At 72.9% G+C, this 15,355-nt stretch carries 13 protein-coding genes; 5 read left to right on the top strand and 8 right to left on the bottom strand.

What is annotated here, in order from left to right; genetic code table 11:
- Positions 1 to 1,164, bottom strand: a 1,164-nt coding sequence (locus tag NH602_RS17830) for a winged helix-turn-helix domain-containing protein (RefSeq protein ID WP_253068379.1), incomplete at its 3' end; no start/stop codon positions are given.
- Positions 1,165 to 1,281: 117 nt separating this feature from the next.
- On the bottom strand, positions 1,282 to 2,175 hold the full coding sequence (locus NH602_RS17825) for a 3,4-dioxygenase subunit beta (RefSeq protein WP_179760687.1): 894 nt from the start codon (positions 2,173 to 2,175) through the stop codon (positions 1,282 to 1,284).
- Positions 2,176 to 2,329: 154 nt separating this feature from the next.
- Between NH602_RS17825 and NH602_RS17820 the strand changes: the two genes are divergently transcribed.
- Complete coding sequence (locus tag NH602_RS17820; protein WP_179760688.1) at positions 2,330 to 2,860, top strand: GNAT family N-acetyltransferase; 531 nt, start codon at positions 2,330 to 2,332, stop codon at positions 2,858 to 2,860.
- 4 nt (positions 2,861 to 2,864) lie between these two features.
- Here the strand turns inward: NH602_RS17820 and dapB are convergent, their stop codons facing one another.
- Both dapB and NH602_RS17810 read right to left on the bottom strand, forming a co-directional pair.
- Complete coding sequence (gene dapB / locus NH602_RS17815; RefSeq protein WP_083474620.1) at positions 2,865 to 3,614, bottom strand: 4-hydroxy-tetrahydrodipicolinate reductase; 750 nt, start codon at positions 3,612 to 3,614, stop codon at positions 2,865 to 2,867.
- A gap of 146 nt (positions 3,615 to 3,760) precedes the next feature.
- Complete coding sequence (locus NH602_RS17810) at positions 3,761 to 4,240, bottom strand: DUF456 domain-containing protein (protein WP_073578119.1); 480 nt, start codon at positions 4,238 to 4,240, stop codon at positions 3,761 to 3,763.
- A 232-nt stretch (positions 4,241 to 4,472) separates the two neighbouring features.
- Between NH602_RS17810 and NH602_RS17805 the strand changes: the two genes are divergently transcribed.
- From NH602_RS17805 to NH602_RS17790, 4 genes are read left to right on the top strand one after another with little or no spacing between them, the layout of a single operon-like run.
- The gene (locus NH602_RS17805; RefSeq protein WP_100880023.1) at positions 4,473 to 5,456 is read left to right on the top strand and encodes an ABC transporter permease; all 984 of its coding nucleotides are present in this window, start codon (positions 4,473 to 4,475) and stop codon (positions 5,454 to 5,456) included.
- A gap of 1 nt (position 5,457) precedes the next feature.
- Positions 5,458 to 6,402: an ABC transporter permease gene (locus NH602_RS17800; RefSeq protein WP_253068378.1), complete on the top strand. Its 945-nt coding sequence runs from the start codon at positions 5,458 to 5,460 to the stop codon at positions 6,400 to 6,402.
- Entirely contained in the window at positions 6,399 to 8,471 is a 2,073-nt protein-coding gene (locus NH602_RS17795) for an ABC transporter ATP-binding protein (protein WP_253068377.1), read from the top strand. Before NH602_RS17800 ends, NH602_RS17795 begins: the two co-directional genes overlap by 4 nt.
- Positions 8,472 to 8,515: 44 nt before the next feature.
- Positions 8,516 to 10,204: an ABC transporter family substrate-binding protein gene (locus NH602_RS17790; protein WP_253068376.1), complete on the top strand. Its 1,689-nt coding sequence runs from the start codon at positions 8,516 to 8,518 to the stop codon at positions 10,202 to 10,204.
- A gap of 143 nt (positions 10,205 to 10,347) precedes the next feature.
- On the opposite strand, the gene NH602_RS17785 is transcribed toward NH602_RS17790, so the two are convergent.
- The 4 genes from NH602_RS17785 to NH602_RS17770 all read right to left on the bottom strand — a co-directional run bounded on the left by NH602_RS17785 (position 10,348) and on the right by NH602_RS17770 (position 15,232).
- On the bottom strand, positions 10,348 to 11,658 hold the full coding sequence (locus tag NH602_RS17785; protein WP_073578274.1) for a pitrilysin family protein: 1,311 nt from the start codon (positions 11,656 to 11,658) through the stop codon (positions 10,348 to 10,350).
- Between the two features lie 79 nt (positions 11,659 to 11,737).
- Entirely contained in the window at positions 11,738 to 14,023 is a 2,286-nt protein-coding gene (locus tag NH602_RS17780) for a polyribonucleotide nucleotidyltransferase (RefSeq protein ID WP_253068375.1), read from the bottom strand.
- A 242-nt stretch (positions 14,024 to 14,265) separates the two neighbouring features.
- A complete protein-coding gene (gene rpsO, locus NH602_RS17775; protein WP_073578122.1) occupies positions 14,266 to 14,535 on the bottom strand; it encodes a 30S ribosomal protein S15 in 270 nt (89 codons plus the stop codon).
- A 166-nt stretch (positions 14,536 to 14,701) separates the two neighbouring features.
- Entirely contained in the window at positions 14,702 to 15,232 is a 531-nt protein-coding gene (locus NH602_RS17770) for a 2'-5' RNA ligase family protein (protein WP_253068374.1), read from the bottom strand.
- Positions 15,233 to 15,355: the final 123 nt, after the last annotated feature.

Genomic DNA, 15,355 nt, shown 5'->3' with positions numbered 1-15,355 from the left:
CGCCATCGTCGCGAGCTCCCCGGCCAGCTCGGCCGCGATCCGCGGGCGCGGGGCGCTCGCCCCGGGCTCGGCGAACGCGCCGGGCACGCGCAGCACCCCGGCCGCCCGGTCGGCCTTGAGGTCGACCCGTCCGACGAGCTCGCCGTCGAGCAGGAACGGGAAGACGTAGTAGCCGTACTCCCGCTTCGGCTCCGGCACGTAGATCTCGATGCGGTAGCGGAACCCGAAGATGCGCTCGGTCCGGTCCCGCTCCCACACCAGCGGGTCGAACGGGCACAGCAGCGCCCGGCCGGTCACCGCGCGCGGCACCCGGGCCGCCGGGTCCCGGTAGGCGGGCCGGGCCCAGCCGCGCACAGTCACCGGTTCCAGGGCACCCGCGTCGACGAGTTCGGCGATCGCGGTGCGGGTGCGCTCCGGGCCGAGCCGGTAGTAGTCGCGCAGGTCGCTCTCGGTACCGATGCCCAGCGCGGACGCGGACCTGGCCACGAGCTCGCGCGCGGCGTCCGCCGGGTCCGGTACGGGCTGCGCGAGGACCTCCGGGGGCAGCACACGCGAGGGCAGGTCGTAGTGGCGTTCGAAGTGGACACGGGTGCCGACCGACAGCTCGCCGGTCGCGAACAGGTACTCGCAGACCCGCTTGACCTCCGAGCGCTCCCACCACGTCGCGCCCGGGGGGCGCGGGCGCACCTCACCGGCCCGTCCGTGCGGGGCGAGCGCCTTCTCGATCGCACCGGCACCCAGCGGCCCGGACTCCGCGACGACGTCGAGGATGTCCCCGGCCAGGGCCGGGTGCTTCTCCAGCAGCGGGCCGTAGTGCTTCCACCAGCGCCGCGGCAACGCCTCGTGCGAGAGCAGCGGCATGTCCCGGACCGGGACCAGACTCGCCTCGTGCGCCCAGGTCTCCACCAGCAGCCGTGGGCGGCGCGCGTCGGGCGACCAGGCGGCGTCGTCGAGGAGGGCGGCGGGGTAGGCACCGAGCCTGCTGAACAGCGGCATGTAGTGCGCGCGCACCGCGATGTTGACCGAGTCGAGCTGCAGCAGCTTCACCCGGTCCAGCACCCGTCCGAGATGACGACGGGTGACCGGCCCGGACGGCCGTGGGTCGGTGAAGCCCTGGGCCGCGAGGAACGTCCGACGGGCGACGTCGGCTGAGATCGTGCGCACGGCCGGGATGCTGCCACGGGGCACCGACAGGATCCGGTGCCGCCCGGACCGGCGGCCGGGCCGCACCACACGGGCGGCACCGGACCCGCGGCACCGCGCCGGGTGACATCCGGCCGGTCAGCTGCCGGGCGGTGGGCCGCCGGGGCCGCCGGCGCCCGGCCCGCCCCCGCCCGGGGCGGCACCCGCGGTCGGCTCGGTGGACAGGTCGACGGCGGCGGTCAGTGCGACCGTGTAGCCCGTGGCCGGATCGCCGGTGACGGTCGCGAGCTGGAGGGCGCCGCCGTCATCGCCGAAGACGTTGTCGGACGCCAGGCTCAGCTCGGCCAGGTTGGACACCGACTGCTCGTATCCCGTGGTGGCGTAGACGGTGTCGCAGTGGGCCTGCGGCAGGGCGACCTGCGAGGTGGCGACCGCGTTGGCGGCGTCGGTGATGTCGGCCTCGGAGGGGTAGACCTCGAAGTGGATGTGCGGCCAGCGCCCCCTGTAGCAGGCCGGGAAGATGCTGGTGAAGCGCACCTTCCCGTCGCTGCCGGCGACCTGGACCCCTCGCAGGTAGTTCTCGTCCTCCAGCCCCTCGGAGTACAGGGAGTACCGGCCGTCGCGATCGCAGTGCCAGACGTAGACCGCGGCACCCGCCATGCCCGCGGCGGCCATGTCGGTGATCGTCAGCTCGAGGGTCATCGGCACCCCGGCCGCGGTCGCCGAGCCGGTGCCGAAGCTCGACCGGATGTCGCTGCGGACCACCCCGGACTCGGTCAGCACGTTCGCACCGTTGGTGCCGTCACCGGGGTACGGGCCGGCCGTCTCGTCCGGGATCTCGCCGGTCGTGGTCGCGGTCGTCGCCGACGGAGCCGCGGTACCGCAGGCCGCGAGCCCGGCGGTGACGGCGCCGACGCCGAGCACGGCCAGCATGCGGCGCCTGCTCAGCAGGGTGCCGAGGTCGAACCCGAGGCCCTGGTCGACGACCTCGTCGTCGGGGCGGGGCAGGTCACGGCCCTGGTAGCGGGGCATGGCGGGTCCTCCGGTGCGTCGTCGTGCGGAACCTCGTGCAGAACCGATGACGACGGTAGGGACCGGGCATGGGGCGCGGATCGCAACGACCTGTGCGGCCGCTGTGGACCCGGGCGGTGACGCGGCCCGCGGGGTCGCACGGTAGGCATGACCCATGGCCACCGCGACCGTCCGCCCTGCCACCGACGACGACGTCGGCGCGATCATGGCGATCCAGGACCGCACCTGGCGCACCGCCTACGCCGGGCTGCTGCCCGAGGAGGCGTTCGCCGGGCTCACCTCCGACGCCGCGCGCTCGCACTGGAGCGACGCCGTGCACGCCGGGGACGGCTTCCACCTGTTCGTCGCCGTCGAGGGGGACGAGACCGTCGGGTTCGCCGCCGCCGCCCGCTATGCCGGGGCCGACGGCATGGCGATCGCCGAGGTCAGCACGCTGCTCGTGGAGCCGCGCTGGGGCAGGCGCGGGCACGGCGGACGGCTGCTCGCCGCCGCCGCGGCCGCGCTGCGGGAGTCCGGCTCGGACTCGGGGCGCACCTGGGTGGCCGAGGCCGACACCGCCTCACGGAACTTCTACGGCCGCGCCGGCTGGGTGCCCGACGGCGCGGTGCGCACGTTGGACACCGGCACGTCGACGCTGCGCGAGGTCCGCCACTCCGGAACGCTGGACCTGCACCTGGTCGGCTGAGGGCTCAGCCGAGCCCGAGCAGCGGCTCCAGGCCGATCGTCAGGCCCGGGCGGTCGCGCACGGCGCGCACCGCGAGCAGCACGCCCGGCATGAAGCTGGTCCGGTTCATCGAGTCGTGGCGCAGCGTGAGGACCTCGCCGTCGGTGCCGAGGATGACCTCCTGGTGCGCGATCAGCCCGGGCATCCGGACCGCGTGCACGTGGACGCCCTCGACGACCGCGCCGCGGGCGCCGTGCGGGTCGTCGGTGGTGGCGTCGGGGACCTCGCCGAGCCCGGCCTCGCGTCGTGCCGCGCCGATCACCGACGCGGTCCGCGCGGCGGTACCGGACGGCGCGTCGACCTTGCCGGCGTGGTGCAGCTCGACGACCTCGGCGGAGTCGAAGAAGCGGGCGGCCTGCGCCGCGAAGTGCATCATCAGCACGGCGCCGACCCCGAAGTTCGGGGCGACGAGCACGCTGCCGGAGCCGCGCTCGTCGAGGATCGCGCGGACCTCGTCGAACCTGGCGGCGTCGAAGCCGCTGGTCCCGACGACGGGCGCGACCCCGCGCGCCAGGCACTCGCGGATGTTGGCGATCGCGGCGCCGGGGTGGGTGAAGTCCACGGCGACGTCGGCGCCGTCGAGGGCGGACAGGTCGTCGCCCGCGTCCAGCGCGGCGACCAGCTCGGTGTCCCCGGCGGCCTCGACCGCCCGGCACACCTCGGAGCCCATCCGGCCCTTGGCACCGAGGACCGCCACCTTGATCGTCCCGCTCACCCGTACACCTCGCGCACCTCGACGTCGTGGACCGCCGCGGAGTCTATGCAGCGGCCCACCGTGATCACGGATCCGGCACCGGACCGGTCGCACGCCGGTGCGGACGGTGCCCGATCCACGATCACGGGGCCACGGTCGGCCGGGGCTCAGCCGACGACCAGGCCGCCGATCCACACCGCGACCGTCACCAGCCCGGCCGCGAGCTCGATGAGGATGCTCCAGCCGACGGCGGTGAGCGCCTCGCGTGCCGAGCGCCAGGCGGTGGCGGCGTCGGGCAGGCGGGCCAGCTCGGCCAGCCACACGCCGAGCACGAACCCGAGGAACAGCCCGACGACGGGCACGACGAAGAACCCGACGACCCCCAGCACGAGCCCCGCGAACAGGGTGCGGGTCGGGACCCCGGCTGCCTTGAGCCGGCGTCCGGGGAGCAGGTACTTCGCGATCTGACCGGCGACGGTGACGAGCACCGCGATGCCGAGCACCCACCAGCCGACCGCGTCGCCGCGCGGGACCGCCCAGACCGCCACCCCGCCGACGATCAGCAGCGGCCCGGGCAGCACCGGCAGCACGGTCCCGGCCAGGCCGACGAGCATCATCAGGCCGGCGACGACGGCGAGGGCGGTCATGACGCCCAGCCTGCCAGCAGGTCACACGCGTCGAGCGGACGAACCCGCGGTGACGGCCGGCTGTCATCATCACGAATGGGTAAACGCTGTGAGCCGGGTCTACCGATTTCTGGTACTGCCGTGCCAGCCTCGATGTCACCCGAAACAGTGACACCCGCTCACCTGCGGTCGTCCCACCACCCGCGCGTGCCGGTCACCACCACCGCACCGCGGACGAACAGAGAAGAGCAGCGTGCTCCGGTACCTCCTGCGCAGGGGCGCCGGGTGGCTCGCGATGATCGTCGTCGCGACCAACCTGGTCTACTTCCTCGCGAACTCGTTCCTCGACCCCCGGGTCAACTACCTGCAGCTGCGGCCGCCGCGCACCGACGCGGAGATCGCCCGTTCGCTGGGCCAGTACAACCTGGACTCGAACGTCCCGGTCCTGGAGCGGTGGTGGATCTGGGTCACCGGGATCGTGACCCGGTGGGACTGGGGCACCAGCCCGATCGGCGACCCGGTGAACGCGCAGGTGGCGTTCCGCGTCGTGGTGTCCGGGCAGCTGGTGTTCTTCTCGCTGCTGCTGTCGATCGTGATCGGGGTGGCGCTCGGGGTCTACTCGGCCCAGCGCCAGTACCGGCTCGGTGACCGCGCCGCCCAGCTGACCTCGGTGTTCACCCTGAACATCCCGTCGGCGGTCGCGGCGCTGGCGGTCGTGTTCGTCGCCATCGCGATCAACCAGGGTGTCGGCGGGACGCTGTTCTACGTCGCGGGGTCCGAGTCGCCCGGGGTCACCGGGTTCTGGCCGCTGCTCCTCGACCGGGCCCAGCACCTGGTGCTGCCGACGATCTCGCTGCTGATCATCTCCTACGCGGGCTACCACCTGCTGCAGCGCTCGATGCTGCTCGACGTGGTCAACTCCGACTACGTGCGGACCGCCCGGGCCAAGGGGCTGACCCGCAGGCAGGCCATCCGCCGCCACGGGTTGCGCAGCTCGATGATCCCGGTCGCCACCCAGGTGGCGTTCGCGATCCCGGCGCTGTTCACCGGCGCGGTGATCACCGAGAAGACCTTCGCCTGGCAGGGCATGGGCGACTACTTCATCCGCACCATCTCGACCAACGACATCCACGGCGTCGTCGCCACGGCGGCGTTCGGCGCGGTGACGACGGCGGTCGGCGCCATGCTCGCCGACGTCGCGGTCGTCGCCCTCGACCCGAGGGTGCGGGTGGGCTGACATGAGCCTGAACATGCCCGAGCTCGCCCCCACGGTCGGCGACGGCGCCGGGGCCACCGCGCCCCGCCGTCGCCGGGGCGCCCGCGCCGCACTGGTCTGGCGTCGCTACCGGCGCAACCGGCCCGCGATGGCCGGCCTGGTCGTCTTCGGCCTGCTGGTGCTGTTCTCCCTGGTCGGCGGGTTCCTCTCCCCCTACGACCACACCGAGGTCGACTTCGCGGCGCTGACCGCGGCGCCGTCGCTGGACCACCCGCTGGGCACCACCGCCGGCGGGAACGACGTCTACGCCCAGGCCGTGCACGGTCTGCAGCGCTCGCTGACGATCGCGGTGACGGTCTCGCTGCTGACCAGCCTGATCGCCGCGGTGGTCGGTGCGGGCGCGGCCTACCTGGGCGGCGGGCGGACCTGGGCGCGGCGCGGCGAGCGCACCCTGCTCACCGTCGTCCACTTCCTGATGGTGGTGCCGTCGTTCCTGATCCTGGCGCTGGCCTCGCAGTGGGGGTCGGGCGACTACCGGATCCTGATCGTCGCGCTGACCCTGCTGGGCTGGATGACCACCGCCCGCGTGGTCTGGACGGTGGCGACGACGCTGCGCGAGCGCGAGTACGTCTCGGCCGCCCGCTTCATGGGCGTGTCCGGGCCGGGGATCGTGTTCCGCCACCTCATCCCGAACATCGGCTCGCTGCTGATCGTCACGTTCACCCTGAATGTGGCGAGCACGGTGCAGAGCGAGACCGCGCTGTCGTTCATCGGGTTCGGTGTGCAGATCCCGGACGTCTCGCTGGGCACCATGCTCGCCGACGGCGGCGCCTCGATGGCGACCGCGCCGTGGATCTTCGTGGTGCCGTCGGTGCTCCTGGTGCTGCTGACGGCGTCGCTCGCGTTCGTCGGCGACGGCCTGCGCGACGCCCTCGACCCGACGTCGCGCGCGGGAGGCAGCGCATGAGCACCCCCGTGCTGTCCGTGCGCGATCTGACCGTCGCGTTCCCCTCCGAGGCCGGTCGGGTGGAGGCCGTCCGCGGTGTCGGCTTCGACCTGCTGCCCGGGCGCACGCTCGGCATCGTCGGCGAGTCCGGGTCCGGCAAGTCGGTGACCTCGCTGGCCGTGATGGGGCTGCTGCCCGACACGGCGTCGGTGACGGGCTCGATCACGCTGTCCGGCCGCGAGCTGGTCGGGCTGTCCGACGAGGCGATGTCCGGGATCCGCGGCGACGACATCGGGATGATCTTCCAGGACCCGCTGTCCTCGCTCACCCCGATCTTCACCGTCGGCGACCAGCTCGTCGAGGCGATGCAGATCCACCGCGACATCGGCCGGGCGAAGGCCCGCGAGCGCGCGGTGGAGCTGCTGGACCTGGTCGGCATCCCCGACCCCCGGCGACGCGTGCGCGCCTTCCCGCACGAGTTCTCCGGCGGCATGCGCCAGCGCGTGATGATCGCGATGGCGATCGCGAACGACCCGTCGGTGATCATCGCCGACGAGCCGACGACCGCCCTGGACGTCACCGTGCAGGCGCAGATCCTCGACGTGCTGAAGGTGGCGCGCGACGAGACCGGCGCGGCCGTCGTCATGATCACCCACGACCTGGGCGTGGTCGCCGGGGTCGCCGACGACGTGCTCGTCATGTACGCCGGGCGCCCGGTCGAGACCGCCCCGGTGGACGAGCTGTTCGCCGCGCCGCGGATGCCGTACACGATCGGCCTGCTGGGCGCGGTCCCCCGCGTCGACACCGTCGAGCGACGCCCGCTGGTCCCGGTGCCCGGCAGCCCGCCCGCACCGACCGACCTGCCGCCGGGCTGCCCGTTCGCGCCGCGCTGCCCGGTCGCCGTCGACGCCTGCCGCACCGCGGAGCCCCCGCTGGTACCGGTCCCGGGCCGCGACGGTCACACCGCCGCCTGCGTGCGGACCGGCGAGATCGTCGACGGCGCGATCGGTGGCGAGCCGGTCTTCGCCGTCCCCGACCTTCCCCTCGGCGACGACCGCGCCGGCGACCGCGAGGACCGTCCCGCCGTGCTGTCGGTGAGCCACCTGCGCCGCACGTTCCCGCTGATGAAGGGGTCCCTGGTGCGACGCCGGGTCGGGACGGTGCACGCGGTCGCCGACGTCGACCTCGACATCCGCCGCGGCGAGACCCTCGGCCTGGTCGGCGAGTCCGGCTGCGGCAAGACGACGACGCTGCTGGAGATCATGAACCTGCTCCCGCCGGAGGGCGGGACGATCGAGGTCGCGGGCACCGACGTCGCGACGCTGCGGGGCCGCGCCGACATCGCCGCGCTGCGCCGGGAGATCCAGATCGTCTTCCAGGACCCGATGGGGGCGCTCGACCCGCGCATGACGGTCGGCGACATCCTCACCGAGCCGCTGCGGGCGGCCGGCTGGACCGACCGGGGCCGGGTCGCCACCCGGGTCGACGAGCTGATGGCGCTGGTCGGCCTGGACCCGGAGCACGTGGACCGGTTCCCGGCGGCGTTCTCCGGCGGGCAGCGCCAGCGCATCGGGATCGCCCGCGCGCTGGCGACGAAGCCGTCGCTGCTGGTGCTCGACGAGCCGGTGTCCGCCCTCGACGTCTCGGTGCAGGCCGGTGTGCTGAACCTGCTCACCGCGCTGCAGCGAGAGCTGGGGCTGAGCTACCTGTTCGTCGCGCACGACCTGTCGGTGGTGCGGCACGTCGCGGACCGGGTCGCGGTCATGTACCTGGGCCGGATCGTGGAGTCCGGCGCGGTCGCCGACGTGTTCGGCAACCCGCAGCACCCCTACACACAGGCGCTGCTGTCGGCGATCCCGGTGCCGGACCCGCAGGTGGAGCGCACCCGGCAGCGGGTGGTGCTCCCCGGGGACCTGCCGAGCCCGACCGACGACGCGCCGGGCTGCGCGTTCCTGGGCCGCTGCCCCCTGGCCCGGACCCTGTCCGAGCACGAGCGGTCCCGCTGCGCCGGGGAGACCCCCGCGCTGACGGTCAAGGACGGCGCCAGCGACGCCGACTCCGACCACCGCAACGCCTGCCACTTCCGCTGAACCACCTCCCACCCCGACACCGGGGGACCGAACGAAGGAGAGACATGCGCAGACCGATCCGACGCGGGGCGATGACCGCCGCCGTCGCGGCGCTGGCCCTGGTGCTGGCGGGCTGTGGCGGGGGTGGCTCCGGCGGGCCCGCGCAGACGGGCGAGTCGCTGTCCACGACGCCGTCGTACAACGCCCAGCCGTACGAGAACGTCAAGGACGGCGGCCAGGTCACCCTGCCCTTCCGCTCGGACCTGAACCCGCAGTTCAACTACTTCCAGGGCGACTCCACCACAGACACCCGGCTCGCCTGGAGCTTCTACAACCCCGTCGTGATCTCCTTCAGCCCGACCGGCGACCCGATCGTCAACCCCGACTACGTGACCAAGGCCGAGCCGGTCGACAGCGGCGGGAAGACCACCGTCACCTACACGATCAACCCGAAGGCCGTCTTCAACGACGGCACGCCGATCGACTGGCGCGCGTTCGAGTCCACCTGGAAGGCGAACAACGGGAAGGACACCGCGTTCATCCCGAGCGCCACCGACGGCTACGACCGGATCGCCTCGGTCACCCGCGGCACCGACGACAAGCAGGCCGTCGTCGCGTTCGCCGGCCCGAACCCCTGGTGGCCGAGCCTGTTCAACTACCTCGTGCACCCGAAGGCGGCCACACCGGACGCCTTCAACAAGGGGTACCTGAACAACCCGCACCCCGAGTGGGGTGCCGGGCCGTACACGGTGGCGAACTACGACAAGCAGAACGCCACGATCTCGTTCGAGCGCAACCCGAAGTGGTGGGGCAAGAAGGGCAAGCTGGACCGCATCACCCTGGTCCAGATGGAGCAGCAGGCGAAGATCAACGCGTTCCGCAACGGCCAGCTCGACGCGACCGAGGCCGAGTCGGCCGATTTCCTCGCCCAGGCCCGGTCCGTGCCGGGCGCCGACATCCGCACCTCCGGGACCCCGGCGAACTACCTGCTCATGCTCAACAGCACCACGCCGATCCTCAAGGACCCGGCGGTCCGCAAGGCCGTGTTCGACACCATCGACCGCGCACAGCTCGCCAAGATCGCCTTCCAGGGGCTGGACTACACCGAGGACCTCGGTGGCTCGCTGACCCTGCAGCCCTACCAGAAGGGCTACCAGGACAACCTCGCGAGCGCGGTGACCTTCGACCCCGAGGCCGCGAAGCAGGAGCTCGACGCCGCGGGCTGGGTCGCCGGCCCGGACGGCGTCCGCACCAAGGACGGTCAGAAGCTGACCTTCACCTACGTGCAGACCGGTGACACCCCGACCAAGCGCGCCTCGTCCGGCGCCATGGTGGCGATGCTGAAGAACATCGGCGTCGACCTGCAGGTCCGCGTCGTCCCGTCGACCGACTTCTCGAAGGTCCTGGCGAACAAGGAGTTCGACATGGTCTTCCTCGGGTTCAAGTCCACCGACCCGTACGGCGTGGCCTACATCTGCCAGCAGTACTGCTCGGACTCGACGCTGAACAGCTCCGGCACCGGCACCCCGGAGCTCGACGCCGAGCTGCGCAAGGTCAACACCCTGCCGACCGCCGACGAGCAGTACGCCGCGGCCGCCGGGGCGGAGAAGAAGGCACTCGCCACCTACGGTGTGCTGCCGGTCTACTCCGGCCCGTCGATCTGGGCGACCAAGCCCGGGCTCGCGAACTGGGGCTCGGCGCTGTTCGCGTTCCCGCCGCTACCCGAGACCTTGGGCTGGCAGAACGGCTCCTGATCGACACCCTGTGACGCGCACAGAGCCCCGGACCGTCCGGTCCGGGGCTCTGCCCGTCTCACCCACCACCCCGGATGCCCCGAGAGTCACTCTCGGGGCCGTAGAAGCCACGAAAGTGACCCTCGGAGCAGGTTCGGGGGAGGTCAGGCCAGGTCCCGCAGCGCGGCGGGGAGGTCGTCCACGTCGCCGTAGGGACCCACCACGGCCGCGGTGAGCGGCTGGGCCAGCAGCTCCCCCGCCAGTGCGGCGACCTCGGCAGGGGTGACGGCGTCGATGCGGGCCAGGCTGTCGGCCAGCGACCGCTGCCGCCCGTGGTCCAGCTCGGCGCGGCCGAGCCGGTTCATCCGCGACGCGGTGTCCTCGCAGCCCAGCACCAGTCCCCCGCGCAGGGCGCCCCGGGCGCGGACGACCTCGGCCTCGGTCAGACCGTCGGCCGCGACCTCGGCGAGCACGTCCCGCACGACCGCGACGACCTCGCCCAGCCTCTCCGGAGCGCACCCGGCGTACACCGACAGCGCGCCGGCGTCGGCGTAGCGGACGGTCGAGGAGTAGACCTGGTAGGCCAGTCCGCGCTGCTCGCGGACCTGCTGGAACAGCCGCGACGACAGGCCCCCGCCGAGGGCGGAGTTCAGCACCGCCAGCACCGGCAGGCCGCGTCCGGCGCGACCCGCGGTGGGCACGCCGAGCATCATGTGGGCCTGCTCGGAGTCGTCGTCGAGCAGGCCGAGGGCGCCGGTGCGCACGGGGCGGGCCCCGGTCGCCGTCCGCGGCGGCACCGGGCGCGCGCCGGTGTGGCCCTGCGCCGCACGGTCCAGCGCGGCGGCGACGAGCTCCGCGACGTGGTCGTGGTCCAGGTTCCCGGCCGCGGCGACGACCATCCGCGGCGCCGTGTACTCCCCGCGCCAGAAGCTGTGCAGGGTGTCGCGGCTCATCGCCCGGATCGAGTCCTCGGAGCCGATCACCGGGCGCCCGAGCGGATGGTCGCCGAACAGGGTCTCGTCGAACATGTCGCCGAGCAGGTCCTCCGGGTCGTCGTCGCGCATCGAGATCTCCTCGAGCACGACGCCCCGTTCCAGCTCGACGTCGGTGTGGGCCAGCTCGGCGTCGGTGACGACGTCGGCCAGCACGTCCACCGCCAGCGCCACGTCGGTGTCGAGGACGTGGGCGTAGTAGCAGGTGTGTTCCTTGGCGGTGAACGCGTTCAGCTCACCACCGACGGCGTCCATCTCCTCGGCGATGCCTGCCGCGGTGCGCCGCCGGGTGCCCTTGAAGAGCAGGTGTTCCAGGAAATGCGCGGCGCCGGCCTGCTCGGGGGTCTCGTCCACCGAGCCGATCCCGATCCAGATGCCCAGCGCGACCGAGCGGACGCCGGGCACCGTCTCGGTGACGAGCCGGACCCCGCCGGGCAGGTCGCTGCGGCGGACCGTGTCGGTGGTGTCGTCGGCGGTGGTCACGGGCGCCGGGGACACGCGGGCGGCGGCCCGGGAAAGGTCCCGGGCCGCCGCCGCGTGGTCGTTCTCAGGTGCCAACAGTTCAGCTCGGGTTGGCGGCCTCGGCCGGGGCCTCGGCGTCGACGGCGCCCTCGGCGGCCGGGGCCTCGGTGACGTCTGCGGAGGCGGACTCCTCCACGACCGGGATCAGCGAGATCTTGCCGCGGTTGTCGATGTCGGTGACCTCGACGCGCAGCTTGTCGCCGACCTTGACGACGTCCTCGACCTTGCTGATCCGCTTCCCGCTGCCGAGCTTGGAGATGTGGACCAGGCCGTCCTTGCCGGGGACGAGCGAGACGAAGGCACCGAACGCGGCGGCCTTGACCACCGTGCCCAGGAACCGCTCGCCGACCTTCGGCAGCTGCGGGTTGGCGATCGCGTTGATCATGCCGATCGCCTCCTCCGCGGAGGGGCCGTCGTTCGCACCGACGTAGATCGTGCCGTCGTCCTCGATCGAGATGTCGGCGCCGGTCTTCTCGGTGATCGAGTTGATCATCTTGCCCTTCGGCCCGATGACCTCGCCGATCTTGTCGACCGGGACCTTCACCGCGGTGACCCGCGGCGCGTACTTGCTCATCTCGTCCGGGCCGTCGATGGCCTCGCCGATCACCTCGAGGATGGTCAGGCGGGCGTCCTTGGCCTGGTTCAGCGCGGCGGCGAGCACCTCGGACGGGATGCCGTCCAGCTTGGTGTCCAGCTGCAGCGCCGTGACGAACTCCTTGGTGCCGGCGACCTTGAAGTCCATGTCGCCGAACGCGTCCTCGGCACCGAGGATGTCGGTCAGCGCGACGTAGCGCGTCTGGCCGTCGACCTCGTCGGACACCAGGCCCATCGCGATGCCCGCGACCGGCGCCTTCAGCGGCACACCGGCGTTGAGCAGCGACATCGTGGACGCGCAGACCGAGCCCATCGAGGTCGAGCCGTTCGAGCCCAGGGCCTCGGAGACCTGCCGGATCGCGTAGGGGAACTCGTCGCGGTTCGGCAGGACCGGGATCAGGGCCCGCTCGGCGAGCGCGCCGTGGCCGATCTCGCGGCGCTTCGGCGAGCCGACGCGGCCGGTCTCACCGGTCGAGTACGGCGGGAAGTTGTAGTGGTGCAGGTAGCGCTTGCGCGTCTCCGGCCCCAGCTGGTCGATCTGCTGCTCCATCCGGAGCATGTTCAGCGTGGTGACACCCATGATCTGGGTCTCGCCGCGCTCGAACAGCGCCGAGCCGTGCGCCCGCGGGACGACCTCGACCTCGGCCGACAGCGGCCGGATGTCGGTCAGGCCGCGGCCGTCGATCCGGACCTGGTCGGTCAGGATGCGGCGGCGGACCAGCTTCTTGTTGAGCGCGCGGAACGCGTTGCCGAGCTCGGACTCGCGGCCGACGAAGCGCTCGCCGAGCTTGTCCAGCACCGACGCCTTGATCTCGTCGGTGCGGGTCTCGCGCTCCTGCTTGCCGGCGATGGTCAGCGCCTGCGCCAGCTCCTGCTCGACGGCCTCGGAGACCGCCTCGAAGGCGTCCGGCTGGTAGGCCGGGAACACCGGGTAGTCGGCGGTCGGCTTGGCCGCGACGTCGGCCAGCTGCTGCTGGGCGACGCACAGGCTGCGGATGAACGGCTTGGCCGCCTCCAGCCCGTCCGCGACGACGCCCTCGGTCGGGGCGGTGGCCCCACCGGCGACGAGGTCGATGGTGTTCTCGGTGGCCTCGGCCTCGACCATCATGATCGCGACGTCGTCGCCGACGATGCGGCCCGCGACGACCATGTCGAACGCGGCGCGCTCGAGCTGGTCGTGGGTCGGGAACGCGACCCACTGGGTGTCGGTGCCCGCCTCGTTCGCGATGAGCGCGACGCGGACGCCGCCGACCGGGCCGGAGAACGGCAGGCCGGCGAGCTGGGTGGACGCCGACGCGGCGTTGATCGCCACGACGTCGTAGGGGTCCTTCGGGTCGAGCGACATGACCGTCACGACGACCTGGATCTCGTTGCGGAGACCGTCCACGAAGGACGGGCGCAGCGGGCGGTCGATGAGGCGGCAGGTCAGGATCGCGTCGGTGCCCGGACGGCCCTCGCGGCGGAAGAACGAGCCGGGGATCCGGCCCGCGGCGTACATCCGCTCCTCGACGTCCACGGTGAGCGGGAAGAAGTCGAACTGGTCCTTCGGCCGCTTCGAGGCGGTCGTGGCGGACAGCAGCATGGTCTCGTCGTCGAGGTACGCGACGACGGACCCGGCGGCCTGGCGGGCGAGCCGGCCGGTCTCGAACCGGACGGTGCGGGTGCCGTAGGTGCCGTTGTCGATGACGGCGGTGCTCTCGTGCACGCCGTCCTCGGAGATGACGTCAGTCATACGGGGGTGTTCTCCTCGTCGTTGGGAGTGGTCTTCGTCTACCCCCACCACCGTGGCGCCGGCTCGATCCCCTGCTGGGCCGGTCTTCGATCGAAGCCCCCGGCCGCGCGTCGCGCTCCGGGGGCCACTACCGAGGACCGGCGGATGTCCGGTCGCCCGAGTGGCGGGCTCTGTTCAGTTGTGTCGCTCGGTGTCACGGAACGACCCGGCACCGGGAACCGGTGCCGGGTCGGCCGGGCGGGTCAGCGGCGCAGACCCAGCTTCTCGATCAGCGCGCGGTAACGGGTGACGTCGACCTCGCGCAGGTACTTGAGCAGCCGGCGACGACGACCGACCAGCAGCAGCAGGCCGCGCCGGCTGTGGTGGTCGTGCTTGTGCTGCTTCAGGTGCTCGGTCAGGCCGACGATGCGCTTCGTCAGCAGCGCGACCTGGGCCTCGGGGGACCCGGTGTCGGTGGCGTGGGTGCCGTACTGCTCGAGCGTGCTCTTCTTCTCGGCGGTGGTCAGTGCCACTGCTCAACTCCTTCATCCTTGAGACGGTCCGTGGGGCCATGACGTCCGACGACACCCGGATGAACCGGTGGGACGGCAGGAAGTCGGTCTCGGCCGCCACGGACTGCAGCCGGACCCGGTGTGAAACGGTACCAGCGACGGGTGCGCCGACCGTCTCCGACCCGTGTCACCCCGGTGTGCGGTCCGGTGTGCCGGGGCGGAGCGGGACCCGGTGGAGCACGGTGTAGCGCGCACCGGGCTCGCTGCGCACGAGCACCGCCTCCCCCGGTGTCCACCAGGGGCCCGCGGCGATGCCGTCGCCGCCCACGGTCGCGTCCCCGCGGCGCCGGTCCCACCGGGCCAGGGTGACGTGCGGGAGGTACGGCCTGGGCCCCGTCGCACCGGCCCGGGCGGCCAGGTCGGCGAGGGCGCCCGCGGCAGGGCCGTCGCGTTCCTCGACCCCGGCCCACAGCACGCCCGGGAAGGTGCCGGTGCCGGCGATCCGCAGCCGGGGCGCGACGGCACCGGCCAGGGCGATGTCCAGGGTCGCGGCGCGGGCGTCCGGGTCGTCGTCGCCGTGGAAACACAGCGTCACGTGCCAGGTCGACGGGTCGGCCCGGCGCGCGCCGTCCGGGAGCGGGGACGGAGCCCCGTCGAGGGCACGGGTCAGCGCCGCCACCGCCCCGGGCGGCGGCCACAGCGCGCTGAACAGCCGCATCCGCACAGCCTGTCAGCGCCGTCCGGCGGCGGCACGGCGCAGCACCTCCGCGATCTCCGGGAACGCCGGGGCCAGCTCGGCCGCCGCCGCGACGAGCCGGGCCGGCGCGCTCACCCCGCGCAG

Origin of the sequence: Pseudonocardia sp. McavD-2-B (assembly GCF_024124365.1) — a bacterium.
In the GTDB taxonomy this organism is placed as follows: domain Bacteria; phylum Actinomycetota; class Actinomycetes; order Mycobacteriales; family Pseudonocardiaceae; genus Pseudonocardia; species Pseudonocardia alni.
This window is presented reverse-complemented; position numbering and strand designations above follow the sequence as displayed.